15 protein-coding genes are annotated in these 15,375 nt (G+C 73.1%); 10 read left to right on the forward strand and 5 right to left on the reverse strand.

Features of this window, described 5'->3' with window-relative positions; genetic code table 11:
- Positions 1-113 precede the first annotated feature (113 nt).
- Positions 114-1,193: a septation protein SepH gene (gene sepH, locus ACFWA9_RS20085; RefSeq protein WP_352294203.1), complete on the reverse strand. Its 1,080-nt coding sequence runs from the start codon at positions 1,191-1,193 to the stop codon at positions 114-116.
- Between the two features lie 516 nt (positions 1,194-1,709).
- On the opposite strand from sepH, the gene ACFWA9_RS20090 reads away from it, so the two are divergent.
- Positions 1,710-2,588 carry a hypothetical protein gene (locus tag ACFWA9_RS20090; RefSeq protein ID WP_380388612.1) on the forward strand — a complete coding sequence of 293 codons (879 nt, stop codon included), beginning with the start codon at positions 1,710-1,712 and terminating at the stop codon, positions 2,586-2,588.
- Between the two features lie 6 nt (positions 2,589-2,594).
- Here the strand turns inward: ACFWA9_RS20090 and ACFWA9_RS20095 are convergent, their stop codons facing one another.
- The gene (locus tag ACFWA9_RS20095) at positions 2,595-3,917 is read right to left on the reverse strand and encodes a D-arabinono-1,4-lactone oxidase (protein ID WP_380388614.1); all 1,323 of its coding nucleotides are present in this window, start codon (positions 3,915-3,917) and stop codon (positions 2,595-2,597) included.
- A gap of 115 nt (positions 3,918-4,032) precedes the next feature.
- On the reverse strand, positions 4,033-5,289 hold the full coding sequence (locus ACFWA9_RS20100; RefSeq protein ID WP_380388616.1) for an MFS transporter: 1,257 nt from the start codon (positions 5,287-5,289) through the stop codon (positions 4,033-4,035).
- Positions 5,290-5,416: 127 nt separating this feature from the next.
- On the opposite strand from ACFWA9_RS20100, the gene ACFWA9_RS20105 reads away from it, so the two are divergent.
- Both ACFWA9_RS20105 and ACFWA9_RS20110 read left to right on the forward strand, forming a co-directional pair.
- Complete coding sequence (locus tag ACFWA9_RS20105) at positions 5,417-6,559, forward strand: ferrochelatase (protein ID WP_352294194.1); 1,143 nt, start codon at positions 5,417-5,419, stop codon at positions 6,557-6,559.
- A 20-nt stretch (positions 6,560-6,579) separates the two neighbouring features.
- On the forward strand, positions 6,580-7,404 hold the full coding sequence (locus tag ACFWA9_RS20110; RefSeq protein WP_380388618.1) for an inositol monophosphatase family protein: 825 nt from the start codon (positions 6,580-6,582) through the stop codon (positions 7,402-7,404).
- Between the two features lie 168 nt (positions 7,405-7,572).
- Here the strand turns inward: ACFWA9_RS20110 and ACFWA9_RS20115 are convergent, their stop codons facing one another.
- A complete protein-coding gene (locus ACFWA9_RS20115; protein WP_352294190.1) occupies positions 7,573-7,758 on the reverse strand; it encodes a hypothetical protein in 186 nt (61 codons plus the stop codon).
- A 465-nt stretch (positions 7,759-8,223) separates the two neighbouring features.
- Between ACFWA9_RS20115 and ACFWA9_RS20120 the strand changes: the two genes are divergently transcribed.
- The 4 genes from ACFWA9_RS20120 (at position 8,224) to ACFWA9_RS20135 (ending at position 12,308) form a co-directional block, all read left to right on the forward strand.
- Positions 8,224-8,877, forward strand: a complete 654-nt coding sequence (locus ACFWA9_RS20120; protein WP_329489897.1) for a response regulator transcription factor — start codon at positions 8,224-8,226, stop codon at positions 8,875-8,877.
- A gap of 75 nt (positions 8,878-8,952) precedes the next feature.
- Entirely contained in the window at positions 8,953-10,266 is a 1,314-nt protein-coding gene (locus ACFWA9_RS20125; protein ID WP_380388621.1) for a sensor histidine kinase, read from the forward strand.
- A 255-nt stretch (positions 10,267-10,521) separates the two neighbouring features.
- The gene (locus ACFWA9_RS20130; protein WP_329489898.1) at positions 10,522-11,505 is read left to right on the forward strand and encodes an acyl-ACP desaturase; all 984 of its coding nucleotides are present in this window, start codon (positions 10,522-10,524) and stop codon (positions 11,503-11,505) included.
- Between the two features lie 503 nt (positions 11,506-12,008).
- Positions 12,009-12,308 (forward strand): DUF4193 domain-containing protein, encoded by a 300-nt coding sequence (locus tag ACFWA9_RS20135; protein ID WP_073924890.1) that lies wholly within the window; start codon positions 12,009-12,011, stop codon positions 12,306-12,308.
- Between the two features lie 276 nt (positions 12,309-12,584).
- On the opposite strand, the gene ACFWA9_RS20140 is transcribed toward ACFWA9_RS20135, so the two are convergent.
- On the reverse strand, positions 12,585-13,034 hold the full coding sequence (locus tag ACFWA9_RS20140) for a DUF3093 domain-containing protein (RefSeq protein ID WP_380388623.1): 450 nt from the start codon (positions 13,032-13,034) through the stop codon (positions 12,585-12,587).
- A 135-nt stretch (positions 13,035-13,169) separates the two neighbouring features.
- On the opposite strand from ACFWA9_RS20140, the gene ACFWA9_RS20145 reads away from it, so the two are divergent.
- From ACFWA9_RS20145 to ACFWA9_RS20155, 3 genes are all read left to right on the forward strand, one after another.
- Positions 13,170-13,748, forward strand: a complete 579-nt coding sequence (locus tag ACFWA9_RS20145) for a PaaI family thioesterase (RefSeq protein ID WP_380388630.1) — start codon at positions 13,170-13,172, stop codon at positions 13,746-13,748.
- On the forward strand, positions 13,745-14,212 hold the full coding sequence (gene dut / locus ACFWA9_RS20150) for a dUTP diphosphatase (protein WP_329489900.1): 468 nt from the start codon (positions 13,745-13,747) through the stop codon (positions 14,210-14,212). The genes ACFWA9_RS20145 and dut overlap by 4 nt, the downstream gene beginning before the upstream one ends.
- 69 nt (positions 14,213-14,281) lie before the next feature.
- Positions 14,282-15,088, forward strand: a complete 807-nt coding sequence (locus ACFWA9_RS20155; protein ID WP_329489901.1) for a DUF3710 domain-containing protein — start codon at positions 14,282-14,284, stop codon at positions 15,086-15,088.
- Positions 15,089-15,375: the final 287 nt, after the last annotated feature.

The raw sequence follows: 15,375 nt of genomic DNA on the forward strand, positions 1-15,375 counted from the left end.
CCGCCCCCGCGCCCGCGCGGCCCCCGCCCCCCGGGGGGGGGGGGGGGGGTGTGGGGGGGGGGGGGGGGGGGGGGGCCCCCCCCCCCCCCCCCCACCCCTCGTTCCACGTCTGCCTACTCCTGCTTCTTGCGCCGGCTGCCGAAGACGATCTCGTCCCAGCTCGGCACGGTGGCCCGGCGCCCGGGCCGGACACCGTCCGCCTCGGCCTGCCGGTCCGTGGTGCCGACCAGCCGCTCCCGGTGCGGGGCGACCGCACGCGGCATCAGGATGTCGGCGTACGCCGAGCCCGCGCCGACCGCGGGTGCGGCCGCGGCGGCGGGCTCCTCGGTCTCCTCGGCGACCTCGACGGGCGGCACCGGTTCGATCGGGGCGGGGCCGACCGCGAGGTCGCCCCGGAAGGCGGGGACCACGTCGAGCAGGCTGGTCAGCGAGTCACGGGACTCGGCGGTGGCCTCCCGGGACTCCCGCACCTCGCGGGAGGACATGATCCGGTCGGCCGAGGGCCGGTCGATCATCGGGCGGGGCGGCCGCTCCTGGGGGAGCCGGGCGATCCGCGGGATGAACGGGAAGACCGACTCCTCCTCGCGCTCGACGTTCTCGCCGATCAGCGCGCGGGCCTCGTCGTCGTTCGGCTGGACCAGGCGCCGCGGCGGGTCGTACGTCCAGGACGCGCTGCGGCCCTCGCCGTCGGCCCGGTAGTAGAGGATGACCTCCCACGTGCCGTCGTCGCGCCGCCAGGAGTCCCAGCGCTCGGTGTCCTTCTCGGCGCCGCGCAGCGCGAGCCGCTCGGCGACGGCCTCGCCCAACTGGGGGCCGGAGGACTCGCCGTGGCGGCGGATCGCGGTCTTGCGGGCCCGCTCGGCCATGAAGGCGCGCTCCGCGAGCACCGGCCCTTCGAAGCGGCGGACCCGGTCCACGGAGATGCCGGCCGCCTGCGCGACCTCCTCGGCGGAGGCACCGGCTCGTATCCGCGCCTGGATGTCCCTGGGGCGGAGGTGGCTCTCGACCTCGATCTCGATCTGGCCGAGGCGTGGACGGTCACCACGGATGGCGGCGCGCAGCCGCTCGTCGATGGGGAGGGTGTACTCCGTGCTGTCGGCGGCCTTGAGCACCAGCCGTGTGCCGTCGTTGCTGACGGCCACAACCCGCAGTTCGGGCACGGTTACCTCCCGGGTGGTGCCTGCCGACGTCACCTGCGTCGCTGCTCCCGTACTGAGTGTGGCCTGCCCGCTCGCGACTGGCCACAACCTTGCTGAGTTCCCCGGCGTGTCGGGCTTACGCCCGGTCACACCGCTGTGGCACGGTTGCCTTTTTGCCACGTCATCCGTCGACGTCGCGCCTGGGTGTCCCGGCCGTCCTCGCACGCGCAGTGACGCGACGATCCGGGACGGGCGTCGCCGTGCGTGCCTGTTCCGTGGCTCTTCGTCAGTCTGCCGGTTGATAGGCAGTCGACAAGTCGACCCAAGGCTCAGGCTTTACGAACAGTACTCCATTCGTGGCATCCAAAGGGGCGGCTCGCCGCTCAAGTCTCCCGCGATTCACGGGAATCTCAAGAGCGCGCACCCCCAATGGCCGACGGCCGACCGATGCACGGTGATCATCTTCACATATATCCCCCGCACAGAACCGCATTTTCGACCCTTGTGTCCTTCTTTGGGCAAGATGGAGTGACTTGTTCGAAGACCAGTCGTACTGACCGAGGGATGTCGATGCCGGAGCAGAAGCCCGCCGAGGAGGGCGGCAAGGAAGGTCGCAGGCGAATTGACCTGAGTGTGGCTCAGGTCGCGGCGAGTGCGCTGGCCACCGTGGTGGGCGCCCTGCTCGCCTCCGAACTCGGCGTCTACGGAACCATTCTGGGCGCGGCCGTGGTCAGCGTCGGCGCGACCACCGGCGGTGCGGTGTTCCAGCACATCTTCCGGCGCACCGGTGAGCAACTGCGCGGGGCGGTGGACCGCACCGGCCCGGGGCCGGTGGTGAACGGGCTGCGCCAGGTGCCGGATTCCGACACGCGGGGGCCGGTGGTCTCCCCGGCGTGGAACGAACCCCGGGTGGTGCGGGCGCGCCGGCGCTGGACCTGGAAGTCGTACGGGGCGGTGTCCGCGGTGGTCTTCGTGCTGGCGATGACCCCGATACTCGCCTTCGAGCTGGCGACCGGGCAGCCGGTCTCGGCGACGGTGAAGGGGGAGTCGGGCAGCGGCACCTCGCTGGGCGGCACGGTCGCCCCCAAGCCGGCCGACCCGCCGGCGGGCGATCACTCGGGCGGGCCGTCGGGCGGGCCGTCGCGGGGCACCGGCGGTGCTTCGCCCTCGCCGTCGGCCGGGAGCGGTGGTGCGGCCTCGGAGCCGGCGGCCCCGGGCGGCAGCCCGAGTAGGGGGAGCGGCGGCACCGCCCCGCCCTCGGCGGGCCCGAGCGGGGCGCCGTCCGGGTCGCCCTCCACCGGTCCGTCCGCCAGCCCGTCCGCCAGTCCGTCCGGAGGTCCGTCCGGCGGGTCGTCCGCGCCGACCGGGAGCGCGTCCAAGCCGGCCGGGTCGGCGACCCCGGCCCCGCCCGCCCCGAGCGGCGCGCCGACCGGGCCGGCCGCCGGCTGAGGGCGGTCAGGCGCCCAGGACCCGCCGCAGGTAGTCGTTGCCGAAGACCCGCCGCGGGTCGACCTCGTCGCGCAGCGCGGTGAAGTCGGCGAAGTGCGGGTAGACCTCGGCGAGGTAGCCGGCGTCGCGGGTGTGCAGCTTGCCCCAGTGCGGCCGGCCCCGGTGGGCGGTCATCAGCTTCTCCACCTCGGTGAAGTAGCCCCGCTCGGCGGTGCCCCGGTAGAGGTGGACGGCGATGTAGGCGGTGTCCCGGCCGCTCGCGGTGGAGAGCCAGAGGTCGTCTGCGGGGGCGAACCGGACCTCGACGGGGAAGCTGATCCGCCAGTCGGAGCGCTCGATCATGGCCTTGAGCTCGCGCAGCACCCCGGCCAGCTCCTCGCGCGGCACCGCGTACTCCATCTCGGTGAAGCGGACCTTGCGCGGGCTGGTGAACACCTTGTGGGCGGTGTCGGTGTAGCTGCGGTCCGACCAGGCGCGGCTGGCCAGCGAGGCGATGGTCGGGACGCTGCGGGGGAAGCGCCGGCCGACCCGGCAGGCGCCCTCCCAGACCGTGTTGGAGAGGAAGTCGTCCTCCAGCCAGCTCTTGAAGCGGGGCAGCGGGGCGGCCGGACCCTGGCTGCGGTTGTTGCGCTTGGTGGAGCAGCGGTCGGTGTGCGGGAACCAGTAGAACTCGAAGTGCTCGTTCACCGCGGTGAGGTCGTCGAGCCGGTCGAGCACCTCGTCGAAGCGCATCGGCTGCTCGTGGGCGGTGAGCAGGAAGGCCGGTTCGACGGCGAGGGTCACCGCCGTGATCACGCCGAGGGCGCCGAGGCCGAGCCGGGCGCCGTGGAAGAGCCGCGGGTCCTCGGTGGGCGAGCAGTGCCGGACGCTGCCGTCGGCGAGGACGATCTCCAGGGCGCGGATCTGGGCGGCGAGCGAGCCGGAGTCCCGGCCGGTGCCGTGGGTGCCGGTGCTGGTCGCGCCGGCCACCGTCTGCGCCTCGATGTCGCCCATGTTGGTGAGCGAGAGCCCGGCCGCGGCCAGCACGCGGTTGAGCCGGGCGAGCGGGAGGCCGGCCTCGACGGTGACGGTCCCGGCCTCGCGGTCGATGGCGCGGACGGCGGTCATCGCGTAGGGGCGGACCAGGACGCCGCCCTCGGCCGAGGCGATCGCGGTGAAGGAGTGGCCGGAGCCGACCGCCTTGACGCCCTGCCCCTGGTCCGCGGCCCGGGTGATCTCCTTGGCCAGTTCCTCCGCCGTCCCGGGCGTGACCACCTTGGCGGGGTGCGCGCTCTGGTTCCCGGCCCAGTTGGTCCAGCGGGTGCGGGGTGCGGTACTGGCCTGGGGCATGCGGTGCCTCCTGCTCCGTGGCCGAACGGTGTCGGCGCGCTCCCGGGCGGTGGGGGCCGCCCCGGGTGTCCCTACCCGCGGGTAGGACCCGCGAGTAGGCAGGAGAGTAGCCAGTTCACCGTTCGAGGTCTACGGTCTCGGCGGTCGGCTGCCCGGCCGAGGCGGCGGCCAGGCCCGTTCCGAGGCGCCGCAGGCCGACCAGGGCGGTCAGTACGCCGAACACCCCGGCGGTCACCGGCACCCAGTATCCGGCGGCGGCGCCGGAGGCGTCCACCACCCAGCCGCCGGCCGAGGAGCCGAGGGCGACGCCGAGGGCGAGCCCGGTGGTGGTCCAGGTCATGCCCTCGGTGAGCTGGGAGGCCGGGACGAGCCGTTCGACCAGGGCCATCGCGGTGATCAGGGTGGGGGAGATGGCGATGCCGGCGACCAGCAGGGCGGCGCCGACCGCGATCAGTCCGCCCACGCCCCGCACGGACTCGGCGGCCAGCAGCAGCGGCACCATGCTGACGGCCATGAACAGGACGCCGCCGAAGAACCGGGCGGGCATCGAGCCCTTGAGCCGGAGGGTGCCGAACACCACGCCGGCCAGGCAGGAGCCGAACGCCCACAGGGCCAGGATCACGCTGGCGACGGACTTGTGGCCCTGGGCCTCGGAGAAGGCGACGGTGACGACCTCGACCGAGCCGAAGATCGCCCCGGTCGCGACGAAGGTCAGGATCAGCACCTGGAGGCCGCGGTTGCGGATCACCGAGCTGCCGGCGTGCCGGGCGGCCGGGTGGACCGGCGGCTCGGTGGAGCGCTGCCCGGCGAACAGCACCACGCCGACCATGAGGAAGAGCCCGGCGAGCAGGACCCCGGCCTCCGGGAAGACGGCGGTGGCCAGGCCGATCGAGAGGATCGGGCCGACGATGAAACAGATCTCGTCGACCACGGCCTCGAAGGAGTACGCGGTGTGCAGCTTGGGCGCGTCGTCCCGGTAGAGGTGGGCCCAGCGGGCGCGGACCATCGCGCCGGTGCTCGGCATCACGCCCATCCCCGCGGCGAAGAGGAACAGCGTCCAGTCCGGTGCCTCCAGCCGGGCGCAGAGCAGCAGGCCGACGGCGGCCAGCACGGTGACCGCGGTGGCCGGCAGGACGATCCGGCGCTGTCCGTGGCGGTCCACCAGCCGGGAGACCTGCGGCCCGAGCACGGCCGCGGACACCGCCAGCGTCGCCGAGACCAGGCCCGCCACCCCGTAGGAGCCTCTCAGCTGGGAGAGCATGGTCACGATGCCGATGCCGGTCATCGAGATCGGGAGCCGGGAGACGAAGCCGGTGGTGGAAAAGGCCAGAGTGCCGGGGGCGGCGAATATCTGGCGGTAGCTGGACAGCACGGGAGCTCCGCAGGAGTAAGGAACGAGGCTGGACTACACAGCTTACGTACCTTGGCAAACCGTATTTTCCGGACACCGGCGCGATCCCGGCGTCGCGGTCCGGCCCCTCAATGGCAGGATCGGTCCCATGTCCGACGTGCGCAATCCCTCACCCACCGGGGCCGCTCCCTACGACGCCCTGCTGCTGCTCTCCTTCGGCGGGCCCGAGGCCCCCGAGGACGTCGTCCCCTTCCTGGAGAACGTCACCAGGGGACGCGGCATCCCCAAGGAGCGGCTCAAGGAGGTGGGCAAGCACTACTTCATGTTCGGCGGCGTGAGCCCGATCAACGAGCAGAACCGCGAGCTGCTCGCCGCGCTGCGCAAGGACTTCGCCGAGCACGGGCTGGACCTCCCGGTCTACTGGGGCAACCGCAACTGGGCGCCCTACCTGACCGACACCCTGCGCGAGCTCGCCGCCGACGGGCACCGCCGTGTCGCCGTCCTCGCCACCAGCGCCTACGCCGGCTACTCCGGCTGCCGCCAGTACCGGGAGAACCTCGCCGACGCGCTGGCCCGGCTCGCCGAGGAGGGGCTGTCCGGACTCCGGGTCGACAAGCTCCGGCACTTCTACAACCACCCCGGCTTCGTCGAGCCGATGATCGACGCCACGCTGGCCGCGCTGGCGCGGCTGCCCGAGGCGGTGCGGGCCGGTGCCCGGCTGGCGTTCACCACGCACTCCGTCCCCGACGCCATGGCGCGGACCTCCGGCGCCCCGGACGACCCGGCCCGGGGCCGGCCGGGCGGCGCGTACGTCGCCCAGCACCTGGACGTCGCCGGGCTGATCGCGGCGGCCGTCGCCGAGCGGACCGGGGTCGCCGACCGCCCCTGGGAGCTGGTCTTCCAGAGCCGCAGCGGCGCCCCGCAGACCCCGTGGCTGGAGCCCGACATCTGCGACCACCTGGAGGCGCAGCACGCGCAGGGCGCGCCCGCCGTCGTGATGGTCCCGATCGGCTTCGTCTCCGACCACATGGAGGTCAAGTACGACCTGGACACCGAGGCGGTGGCGAAGGCCGCCGAGCTCGGCCTGCCCGTCGCCCGGGCGGCCACCGTCGGTGCCGACCCCCGGTTCACCGCCGCCGTGCGGGAGCTGGTCCTGGAGCGCGCCGCCGCCGAACGCGGCGCGCCCGTGACCCGCTGCGCCCTCGGCGCGCTCGGCCCCAGCCACGACGTGTGCGCGGTGGCCTGCTGCCCCAACCCGCGCGCCCCCCGCCCGGCCGCCGCCGAGCGCTGACCCCGCACCGAGGAGACCCCGTGCCCAGCCCCGGACCCGCCGCCCCGCCCGCCGCCCTGCTGGACGAACTGCTCGACGTCGCCCTGGACGCCGCCCGGCGGGCCGGCGCCCTGCTGCGCGACAGCCGGCCCGCCGACCTCGGGGTCGCGGGCACCAAGAGCAGCCCGGTCGACGTGGTGACCGAGATGGACCTCGCCTCCGAGAAGCTCCTCCTGGAGCTGATCGCCGCCCGCCGCCCGGACGACGGCTACCTCGGAGAGGAGGGGTCCGAGCGGCCCGGCACCAGCGGGGTCCGGTGGGTCGTCGACCCGCTCGACGGCACCGTCAACTACCTCTACGGGCTGCCCTCCTGGGCCGTCAGCGTGGCCGCCGAGCTGGACGGCCGGGCGGTCGTCGGCGTGGTCTACGCCCCCGCGCGGGGGGAGCTCTTCGAGGCGGTGCTGGGCCGGGGCGCCCGGCTGGACGGCCGGCCGGTGTCGGCCCGCCCGGCCCCGCCGTGGGGGGAAGCGCTGATCGGCACCGGCTTCAACTACGTGCAGGCGGTGCGCGTCCGGCAGGCCGAGGTACTGCTCGCGCTGATGCCGGAGGTCCGTGACATCCGGCGCGGTGGCGCCGCCGCCGTGGACCTGTGCGACGTCGCGGCCGGGCGCCTGGACGGCTACTACGAGCGCGGACTGGCCCCCTGGGACCGCGCGGCCGGCTGTCTGATCGCCACCGAGGCCGGCGCCCTGGTCGGCGGCCGCCCCGGCGAGGGGCCGGACGGCGAGCTGACCGTCGCGGCCGCGCCCGGGGTCTACGAGCCGCTCCAGGAGCGGCTGGCGCGGCTGCGCGCCTGGGCCGACTGACCCGCCCCGGCCGGGCGGCCGGGTTCCGCGGTGGTGCGGAACCCGGCCCCCCGGCCGGTGTCCGGGCAGCGAAGAGCCCTGGCATACGGGGAATGCCAGGGCTTGAGGTTTCGCACGGCCCCCACAGGGCCGCTGGTGCCGGAGTCCGGCGTCGGGTCGGCAGGTCGGTCAGGCAGCGCTGCGGTGGCGCTCCAGCACCGTGTCGACGCCGTGTTCGGCGGCGAGTCGGCGGAGGTCGTCCAGCTCGGACTGCTCCACCTCGGCGAGGAACTCGTCCCCGGCCTCGATCGCGCGGTGCAGGTCCTGCTCGGCGCTGGCTATGCGCTGCAGGATTCCGGCGGTGAAGGCGTCCATACGGGCCCCCTTACTGTGTCGGACGTGCACGTTCGTGCGTCCCCCGCCCCAGGATCGTGGTAGCCAGCGGAAGCGTCCGATCCGGTAGGTCGTGATCTCCGGTCGGGCGCGGAGACGGCCCTCGGCCGCTCCCGGTGACGCCCCGGCCCCAGGGCCGGCGCGGATAAAACGCACGGCGGGTGGGTGCGATCGGCCGTCAGCCGGATCGCGGGTGTGCAGCTGTCCTCCCCAGCCCCTGGTCGGGGAAACCTCCCCGGGCGAGAAAGTTGCCCGTGTCACAGTCCAAGCGGAGTGTTCCCGGCACGAATCGGGACGGAGGCCGTCGCCGCGGCGGCGGTCGCGCCCCCGGGCGCTCCTGCCTCCGGGGCAGCTTATCGCTGCTTTACCGCACGACCAGGCAGGATGGAGGCACCGTCGGAGCCGCGCGTCCGCTTCCGGGGCCGGCCTGGAGAAGGGACAACGACCGTGCGGGTTCTCGTCGTCGAGGACGAGCAGCTGCTCGCCGAGGCCGTCGCCACCGGCTTGCGCCGTGAGGCGATGGCCGTCGACGTGGTGTACGACGGGGAGGCCGCGCTCCAGCGCATCGCGGTCAACGACTACGACGTGGTGGTGCTCGACCGGGACCTGCCACTGGTCCACGGCGACGACGTCTGCCGCAGCGTGGTCGACCAGGGCCTGGCCACCCGGGTGATCATGCTGACCGCCTCCGGCGACATCAGCGACCGGGTCGAGGGTCTGGAGATCGGTGCGGACGACTACCTCCCCAAGCCCTTCGCCTTCAGTGAACTCGTCGCCCGGGTAAGGGCGCTGGGCCGCCGCGCGACCGTCCCGCTGCCGCCGGTGCTGGAGCGCGCGGGCATCTCCGTCGACCCCGGCCGCCGCGAGGTGATCCGCGACGGGCGGCCCGTCCAGCTCGCTCCCAAGGAGTTCGCCGTCCTGGAGGTGCTGATGCGGGCCGGCGGCGCCGTGGTCTCCGCCGAGCAGCTCCTGGAGAAGGCCTGGGACGAGCACACCGACCCGTTCACCAACGTCGTGCGCGTCACCGTGATGACGCTGCGCCGCAAGCTCGGCGACCCGCCGGTGATCGTCACCGTGCCGGGCTCCGGCTACCGGATCTGACCGGCTCCGGCCGGACACCCGCGGGCCCCACCCCCACCACGCGACCGCCCCGGCGGACGCCCCGAGAGGACGATCATGACCACCCCGCCCCCGGCCGGCGGGCCCTCCGGCGCGCCCGCCGGCGGCCCGCGCGCCGTACCGCCCGGGCCCGTGCCGCCGAAGCCCGCGCACGCACCGCGGGCGCCCCTGCTCCACCATGCGTCGCGCGACACCTACGTGCCCGGCGACGGGATGCTCGCCTGGCTGCCGTTCCGCCCGACCATCCGGATCCGCCTCACCCTGCTCTACGGCGGCATGTTCCTGATGGCCGGCGTCGTCCTGCTGCTGCTGATGTACTTCTTCGTCCGGCAGGCCCTGCACGACGTCCAGCCGCCGCCCTTCCTGTTCGGCAAGGACATCACCGTCAACGGCGTGCCGATGAGCAGCGAGCAGTTCAACCAGTACCTCGCCAGCCGGCACGAGGTCGCCTCCAACGCGGCCCTCAACACGCTGCTGCGCAAGGCCCTCACGGTGCTGGTCTGCCTCGCCGTGATCGCCTTCGCCGCCGGCTACGCGATGGCCGGCCGGGTGCTGCGCCCGCTCGGGCGGATCACCCGCACCGCGCGCGAGGTGGCCTCGTCCGACCTGCACCGGCGGATCGAGCTCGACGGGCCGGACGACGAGCTCAAGGAGCTCGCCGACACCTTCGACGACATGCTCGACCGGCTGGACCGCTCCTTCGACTCCCAGCGCCGCTTCGTCGCCAACGCCTCGCACGAGCTGCGCACCCCGCTGGCGATCAACCGGACCCTGCTGGAGGTCCAGCTCTCCGACCCGGCCGCCTCGGCCGACCTCCAGCAGCTCGGCAAGACCCTGCTGGCCACCAACGAGCGCAGCGAGCAACTGGTGGAGGGCCTGCTGCTGCTCGCCCGCAGCGACAACGAGCTCACCGACCGCCGGCCGGTGGAGCTCTCCGAGGTCGCCACCCGCGCCCTGGTGCAGACCCGCGCCGAGGCCGACCGGCGCGAGGTCGAGCTGCGCGCCACCCTGAACCCGGCCGTGGTCTCCGGCAACGGCGTGCTGCTGGAGCGGATCGCGCTCAACCTGCTGCAGAACGCCGTGCGCTACAACTCCGCCGACGGCTGGGTCGAGATCGCCACCGCCGAGGTGCCCGGCGGCGGCGAGCTGGTGGTGTCCAACACCGGCCCGGTGGTCCCCGGCTACGAGCTGGAGCACATCTTCGAGCCGTTCCGCCGGGTCAAGGGCGCCGACCGCACCCGCAGCGACAAGGGCGTCGGACTCGGCCTGTCCATCGTCCGCTCGGTGGTCCGGGCGCACGGAGGCACCATCGAGGCCACCCCGCGCTCCGGTGGCGGCCTGACCATGCGGGTCCGGATCCCGGCGGCCTGAGCACCCCCACAGGCCCGTCTCGCCCCCGCTGCGCCGCCCGTCCCACCCGCGCTCCGTGCGCCGACCGATCCCGCCGCCCCCGCCAGGCCCGTCAAGACGACATAAGGCCTGGCGGGGGCGGCTTGTCATTTCCGGTCCGAGCAACTTACGGTGTCGTAACCTACGCAACCGTAAGTGCGTCCCGACTTCGGTGTCCCCGACGTGCCCGCCCAACGCGCCCGTCCCGCGCGTGCCCGTCCCCCTGGAGCAACACTCGTGACCATCGCCCCCGTGCAGCGCACCGCCCCGACCGGTTCCAGCGCCTGGACCGATGCGCGGCTGATCATGGCCCTCGAAGAGGTGGTGGAGACCGAGCTCAACCGCCACCTGAAGGTCGCCAAGGACTGGATGCCCCACGAGTTCGTCCCGTGGAGCCAGGGCCGCGACTTCGACGGTGTGCTGGGCGGGGAGCCCTGGTCGCTGGAGCAGTCGCAGGTGACCCCGCTCGGCCGGGTGGCGCTGGTGGTCAACCTGCTGACCGAGGACAACCTCCCCAGCTACCACCACGAGATCGCCACCATGTTCGGCCGCGAGGGCGCCTGGGGCACCTGGGTGCACCGCTGGACGGCCGAGGAGGGCCGGCACGGCATAGCCATCCGCGACTACCTGCTCGCCACCCGGGCCGTGGACCCGAACGAGCTCGAGCGGGCCCGGATGAGCCACATGTCGGAGGGCTTCGAGTCCGACAACTCGCACAGCATGCTGCACTCGGTCGCCTACGTGGCCTTCCAGGAGCTGGCCACCCGGATCTCGCACCGCAACACCGGCCACTCCGCCGGCGACCCGCTCTGCGACCAGCTGCTCGCGAAGATCGCCAACGACGAGAACCTGCACATGGTCTTCTACCGCAACCTGCTGAAGGCCGCCCTGGAGATCGCCCCCGACCAGGCCATGCGCGCGATCGCCGACGTGGTCACCGACTTCCGGATGCCCGGCCACGGCATCCCCGGCTTCGAGCGGGCCGCCGCCCAGATCGCCATCGGCGGCGTCTACAACCTGCGCATCCACCACGATGACGTGCTGCAGCCGGTGCTGCGCCACCTCAAGGTGATGGAGGTCGGCGGCCTCGGTCCGGTCGGTCTGCGGGCCCAGGACGAGCTCGGCGTCTTCCTCGGGGGGCTGGACGCGCAGGCGACCAAGTTCGACGAGCGGCAGGCCGCCCTGCTGGCCCGCCGGGCCGCCCGCAAGGCCGCCCAGTAGTAGCCGGACACGAACCGCAGGACGCGCCGGGCCGTGGACCCGGCCGTTCCTGTTGGGTGGATTTTCCGTGGTTTGCCCCGGAAGATTCGGAACGTGAGCAAGGTCACACCGTGTCGCTCCACGGGGTGGGGCGGTATCGGAGCGTGATCATGGTCGAGGCCGCTCCGGTTGCGTTCCGTGACCGGCCTCGGGGTCGATGCGGTCCGGGCGGATCGGCCGGGAGCCCTGGTGGGCAAGGGAACGATCGAGTGGTCGCAAGGCTTCTGATGACTGAGCGTGTCCGATGGGCGGGTCCGGCCGCCGGTCGGTCATGGCCCAGCGTGAGGCCTCCCGCGCCCGATCGGATCACTCCAACGGACCCCTGGCTGAGTGTCGATTGAGTAACAGGGCTTGAAGTAAGGCAAAATCTCCGCCTCGGGTCGGGCACAAGACCGGCCCCCCATGCGTTACGTGCGCTGGAGATACCGCACACACCGCACAACCCGGAGGGGGAGAGCGAAAACATGGCAACTGACTACGACACCCCACGCAAGACCGATGACGACCTCAACGAGGACAGCATCGAGGAACTCAAGGCCCGGCGGAACGAGAAGAGCACCAGCTCGGTCGACGTCGACGAGTTCGAAGCGGCGGAGGGCCTTGAGCTCCCCGGCGCGGACCTCTCGAACGAGGAGCTCTCGGTCCGGGTGCTGCCGCGCCAGGCCGACGAGTTCACCTGCATGAGCTGCTTCCTGGTCCACCACCGCAGCCAGCTGTACAGCGAGAAGAACGGCAACCCGATCTGCCGGGACTGCGGCGCCTGAGTATCAGGGCGGCCATGGGCCCGGGCTCGCGGAACCTCGTGAGACCGGCACACCGCCCCTTCCGGCCCCGGGCAGCGGGGCCGGAAGGCAGTACCGGCGACGGCCGTCGAGGCGGGCGTACCGGCAGTACCGCGCCGATTCGTACCGGCGCGGTACCGCGCACTGCGCGGCGTGGCAGCAGCTCGTGCAGTACGGAGACATCTGGGACGGTCCCGCATCGCGGAACCGTCCCTCTCCGTTCTCCGGGCCGGATCCGGTCCGAAGAACGGAGCCGGGTCAGGTGCGGGCGCCGCGCCGGGCCTCGTCCAGCGCCTCGGCCAGCTTCATCGGCGAGCGCGTCGACAGGTAGAGGTACGGGGTCGGGTCGGCCGGGTCGCTGACCTCGACGCGCAGGGCGGTCGGGACGTAGCTGCGCAGCAGCATGAAAGCGCGCGGGTCCGACTTCGGGCCGCGCCAGGCCATCGCCTCGGCGGGGCTGAGCGGGTGCGCGGCGCCGAGCGCGTCGACCGGGATCCGGGCCTGGCCGGCCACCAGGGAACCCTGCACCACCCGGATCCGGGCGGAGCCGTAGCTGCTGATCGCGGCGGCGCCGGCGGCGATCCCGACCACCAGCCCGACCAGCGCGCCCACCGCGCTGAGACGCAGCAGGATCAATGCGAGCGTGAGCCCGATCGCGACCGGGAGCAACCACCAGGAGCGCGGCACGGTGAGGCGTTCGTCGTACATGCCCCCATTGTGGTCGCCGTTACGTCCGGCGGCGGACGGCACCCCCGGGCCCGGACCGGCTACCGGTCGGTAGGGTTGGGCACCGTGACCGGTTCCGTAGCCCCAGCCTCCCCGTCCGAGCGGCCGGCGCCGCCCCTGCCGCTCTCGCCCACCACGCCCCCGCCGGGCGCCGTCCTGCCGCCGCGCGCCCCCGAGGCCCCGGCCCCGGGCACCCGGCTCGGCTCGCACTACGAGCACTGCTTCGGCTGCGGCCCGGAGCACCCGGGCGGGCTGCGGATCGACGCGGTGGCGGGCCAGGGGCTCGACGTCACCGCCGAGTTCGCCGTCCGCTCCGCCCACCAGGGCGGCCCCGGCCTGGCCCACGGCGGGCTGCTGACCACCGCGATGGACGAGACGCTCGGCACGCTGAACTGGCTGCTGCACGCCCCGGCCGTCACCGCCCGGCTGGAGACCGACTTCGTCTGCCCGGTGCCGGTCGACTCCGTGCTGCACCTGCGCGCCTGGATCACCGGCGTGCACGGCCGGAAGATCTACAGCGCCGGCGAGGCGCGGATCGGCGGGCCCGACGGCCCGGTCGCGCTCCGCGCCCAGGCACTCTTCATCCAGGTGAAGCTGGAACACTTCACCCAGCACGGTCGTCCCGAGGACATCGAGAAGGTCCTCGACGACCCTGATCTGATGAAGCGCGCCCGAGCCTTTGAGGTGAACCCTTGAGCAGCACCCCCCGTCCGCCGGTAGACGTCCTGATCAGGCGAATCGACACCGAGCTGCCGCTGCCCGCGTACGCGCAGCCCGGTGACGCGGGCGCCGATCTGCGGACCGCCGTCGACGCCGAACTGGCCCCCGGTGAGCGGATCGTCCTGCCCACTGGCATCGCCATCGCGCTGCCGGACGGCTACGCGGCGTTCGTCCACCCGCGCTCCGGGCTCGCAGCTCGTTGCGGAGTTGCTCTGGTGAACGCCCCGGGGACGGTCGATGCCGGGTACCGTGGAGAGATCAAGGTGATCGTCGTCAACTTGGACCCGCGCGAAGCCGTCAGCTTCCGCCGAGGGGACCGGATCGCCCAGCTGGTGATCCAGCAGGTCGAGAAGGCCCGCTTCCACGAGGTGGCCGAACTGCCCGGGTCGGCACGAGCCGAGGGCGGGTTCGGGTCGACCGGCGGCCACGCCGCGGTCTAGGCTGCCCGCGGCCTCGCAGGAAGCCGAGCAGGTATTCGCATCGGTCTTGGACCGGGAAGGACAGTGACCGTGTTCCGTCGTCGCCAGAAGAGCGAGGACGCTGTCGAGCAGCTCGCCGACGACGCCATCAGCGCCGACGAGCCGGCCGATGACGTCGAAGGTTCCGCCGAGAGCGAGAACGTGACCGAACTGGACCCGGCGGAGCGGGTCGGCCTGCCGCCGGCTCCGCGTCCGGACGGTCCGTGGGACCACTCCGAGCTGGAGCAGCCGGAGGAAGGCCGGGTCGACCTCGGAGGCCTGCTGGTCCCCGGTGTCGAGGGCATGGAACTGCGCGTCGAGGTGGCCGGGGACGCGATCGTGGCCGCGACGCTGGTCCTCGGCAACAGCGCCATCCAGCTCCAGGCCTTCGCGGCTCCCAAGTCCGAGGGCATCTGGGGCGAGGTCCGTGAGGAGATCGCCAACGGCATCACCTCGCAGGGCGGCCTCATCGAGGAGGAGGAGGGCCCGCTCGGCTGGCACCTCCGGGCCCAGGTCCCCGTGCAGCTGCCGGACGGCACGCAGGGTGTCCAGCTGGTGCGCTTCGTCGGCTGCGACGGGCCGCGCTGGTTCCTGCGCGGTGTGATCTCGGGCCAGGCCGCGGTGCAGCCGGAGATGGCCGGGATCCTGGAGCAGGTCTTCCAGCAGACCGTCGTCGTCCGTGGCGAGACCCCGATGGCGCCGCGCGACCCGATCGTGCTGAAGCTTCCCGAGGACGCGCAGATGGTGGCCGACGGTGGCGGGGCAGCCGCCGCTGCCGGAGAGAGCGACAGCAACCGCTTCGGCGGCGCCGCGCTCGACCCGTTCGCCCGCGGCCCGGAGATCACCGAGGTCCGCTGAGCAGGCGTTGAGCCGGCGCCGAGCCGGCCGACCGCTCTTCGATCGCCCCCGCCCGGATGCCCGGACGGGGGCGATTTGCATGTGGCGGGCCGGTCCCCGTACAGTTCCGGAGTCGCACCGAGAGGGGCGGCGGAATGCGAATCCGATGAATGAAACTCCGGAAAACGGAGCGGAAAACATCTGATAAGCTTCAAACACGAAAGAACGAAGCGCCCGGAGGGCCCGCTGGAAGGCGGTCCGAAGGAAGTGTCCGTTCCTTGAGAACTCAACAGCGTGCCAAAAGTCAA

The organism is Kitasatospora sp. NPDC059973 (genome assembly GCF_042737525.1).
Lineage (GTDB): Bacteria > Actinomycetota > Actinomycetes > Streptomycetales > Streptomycetaceae > Kitasatospora.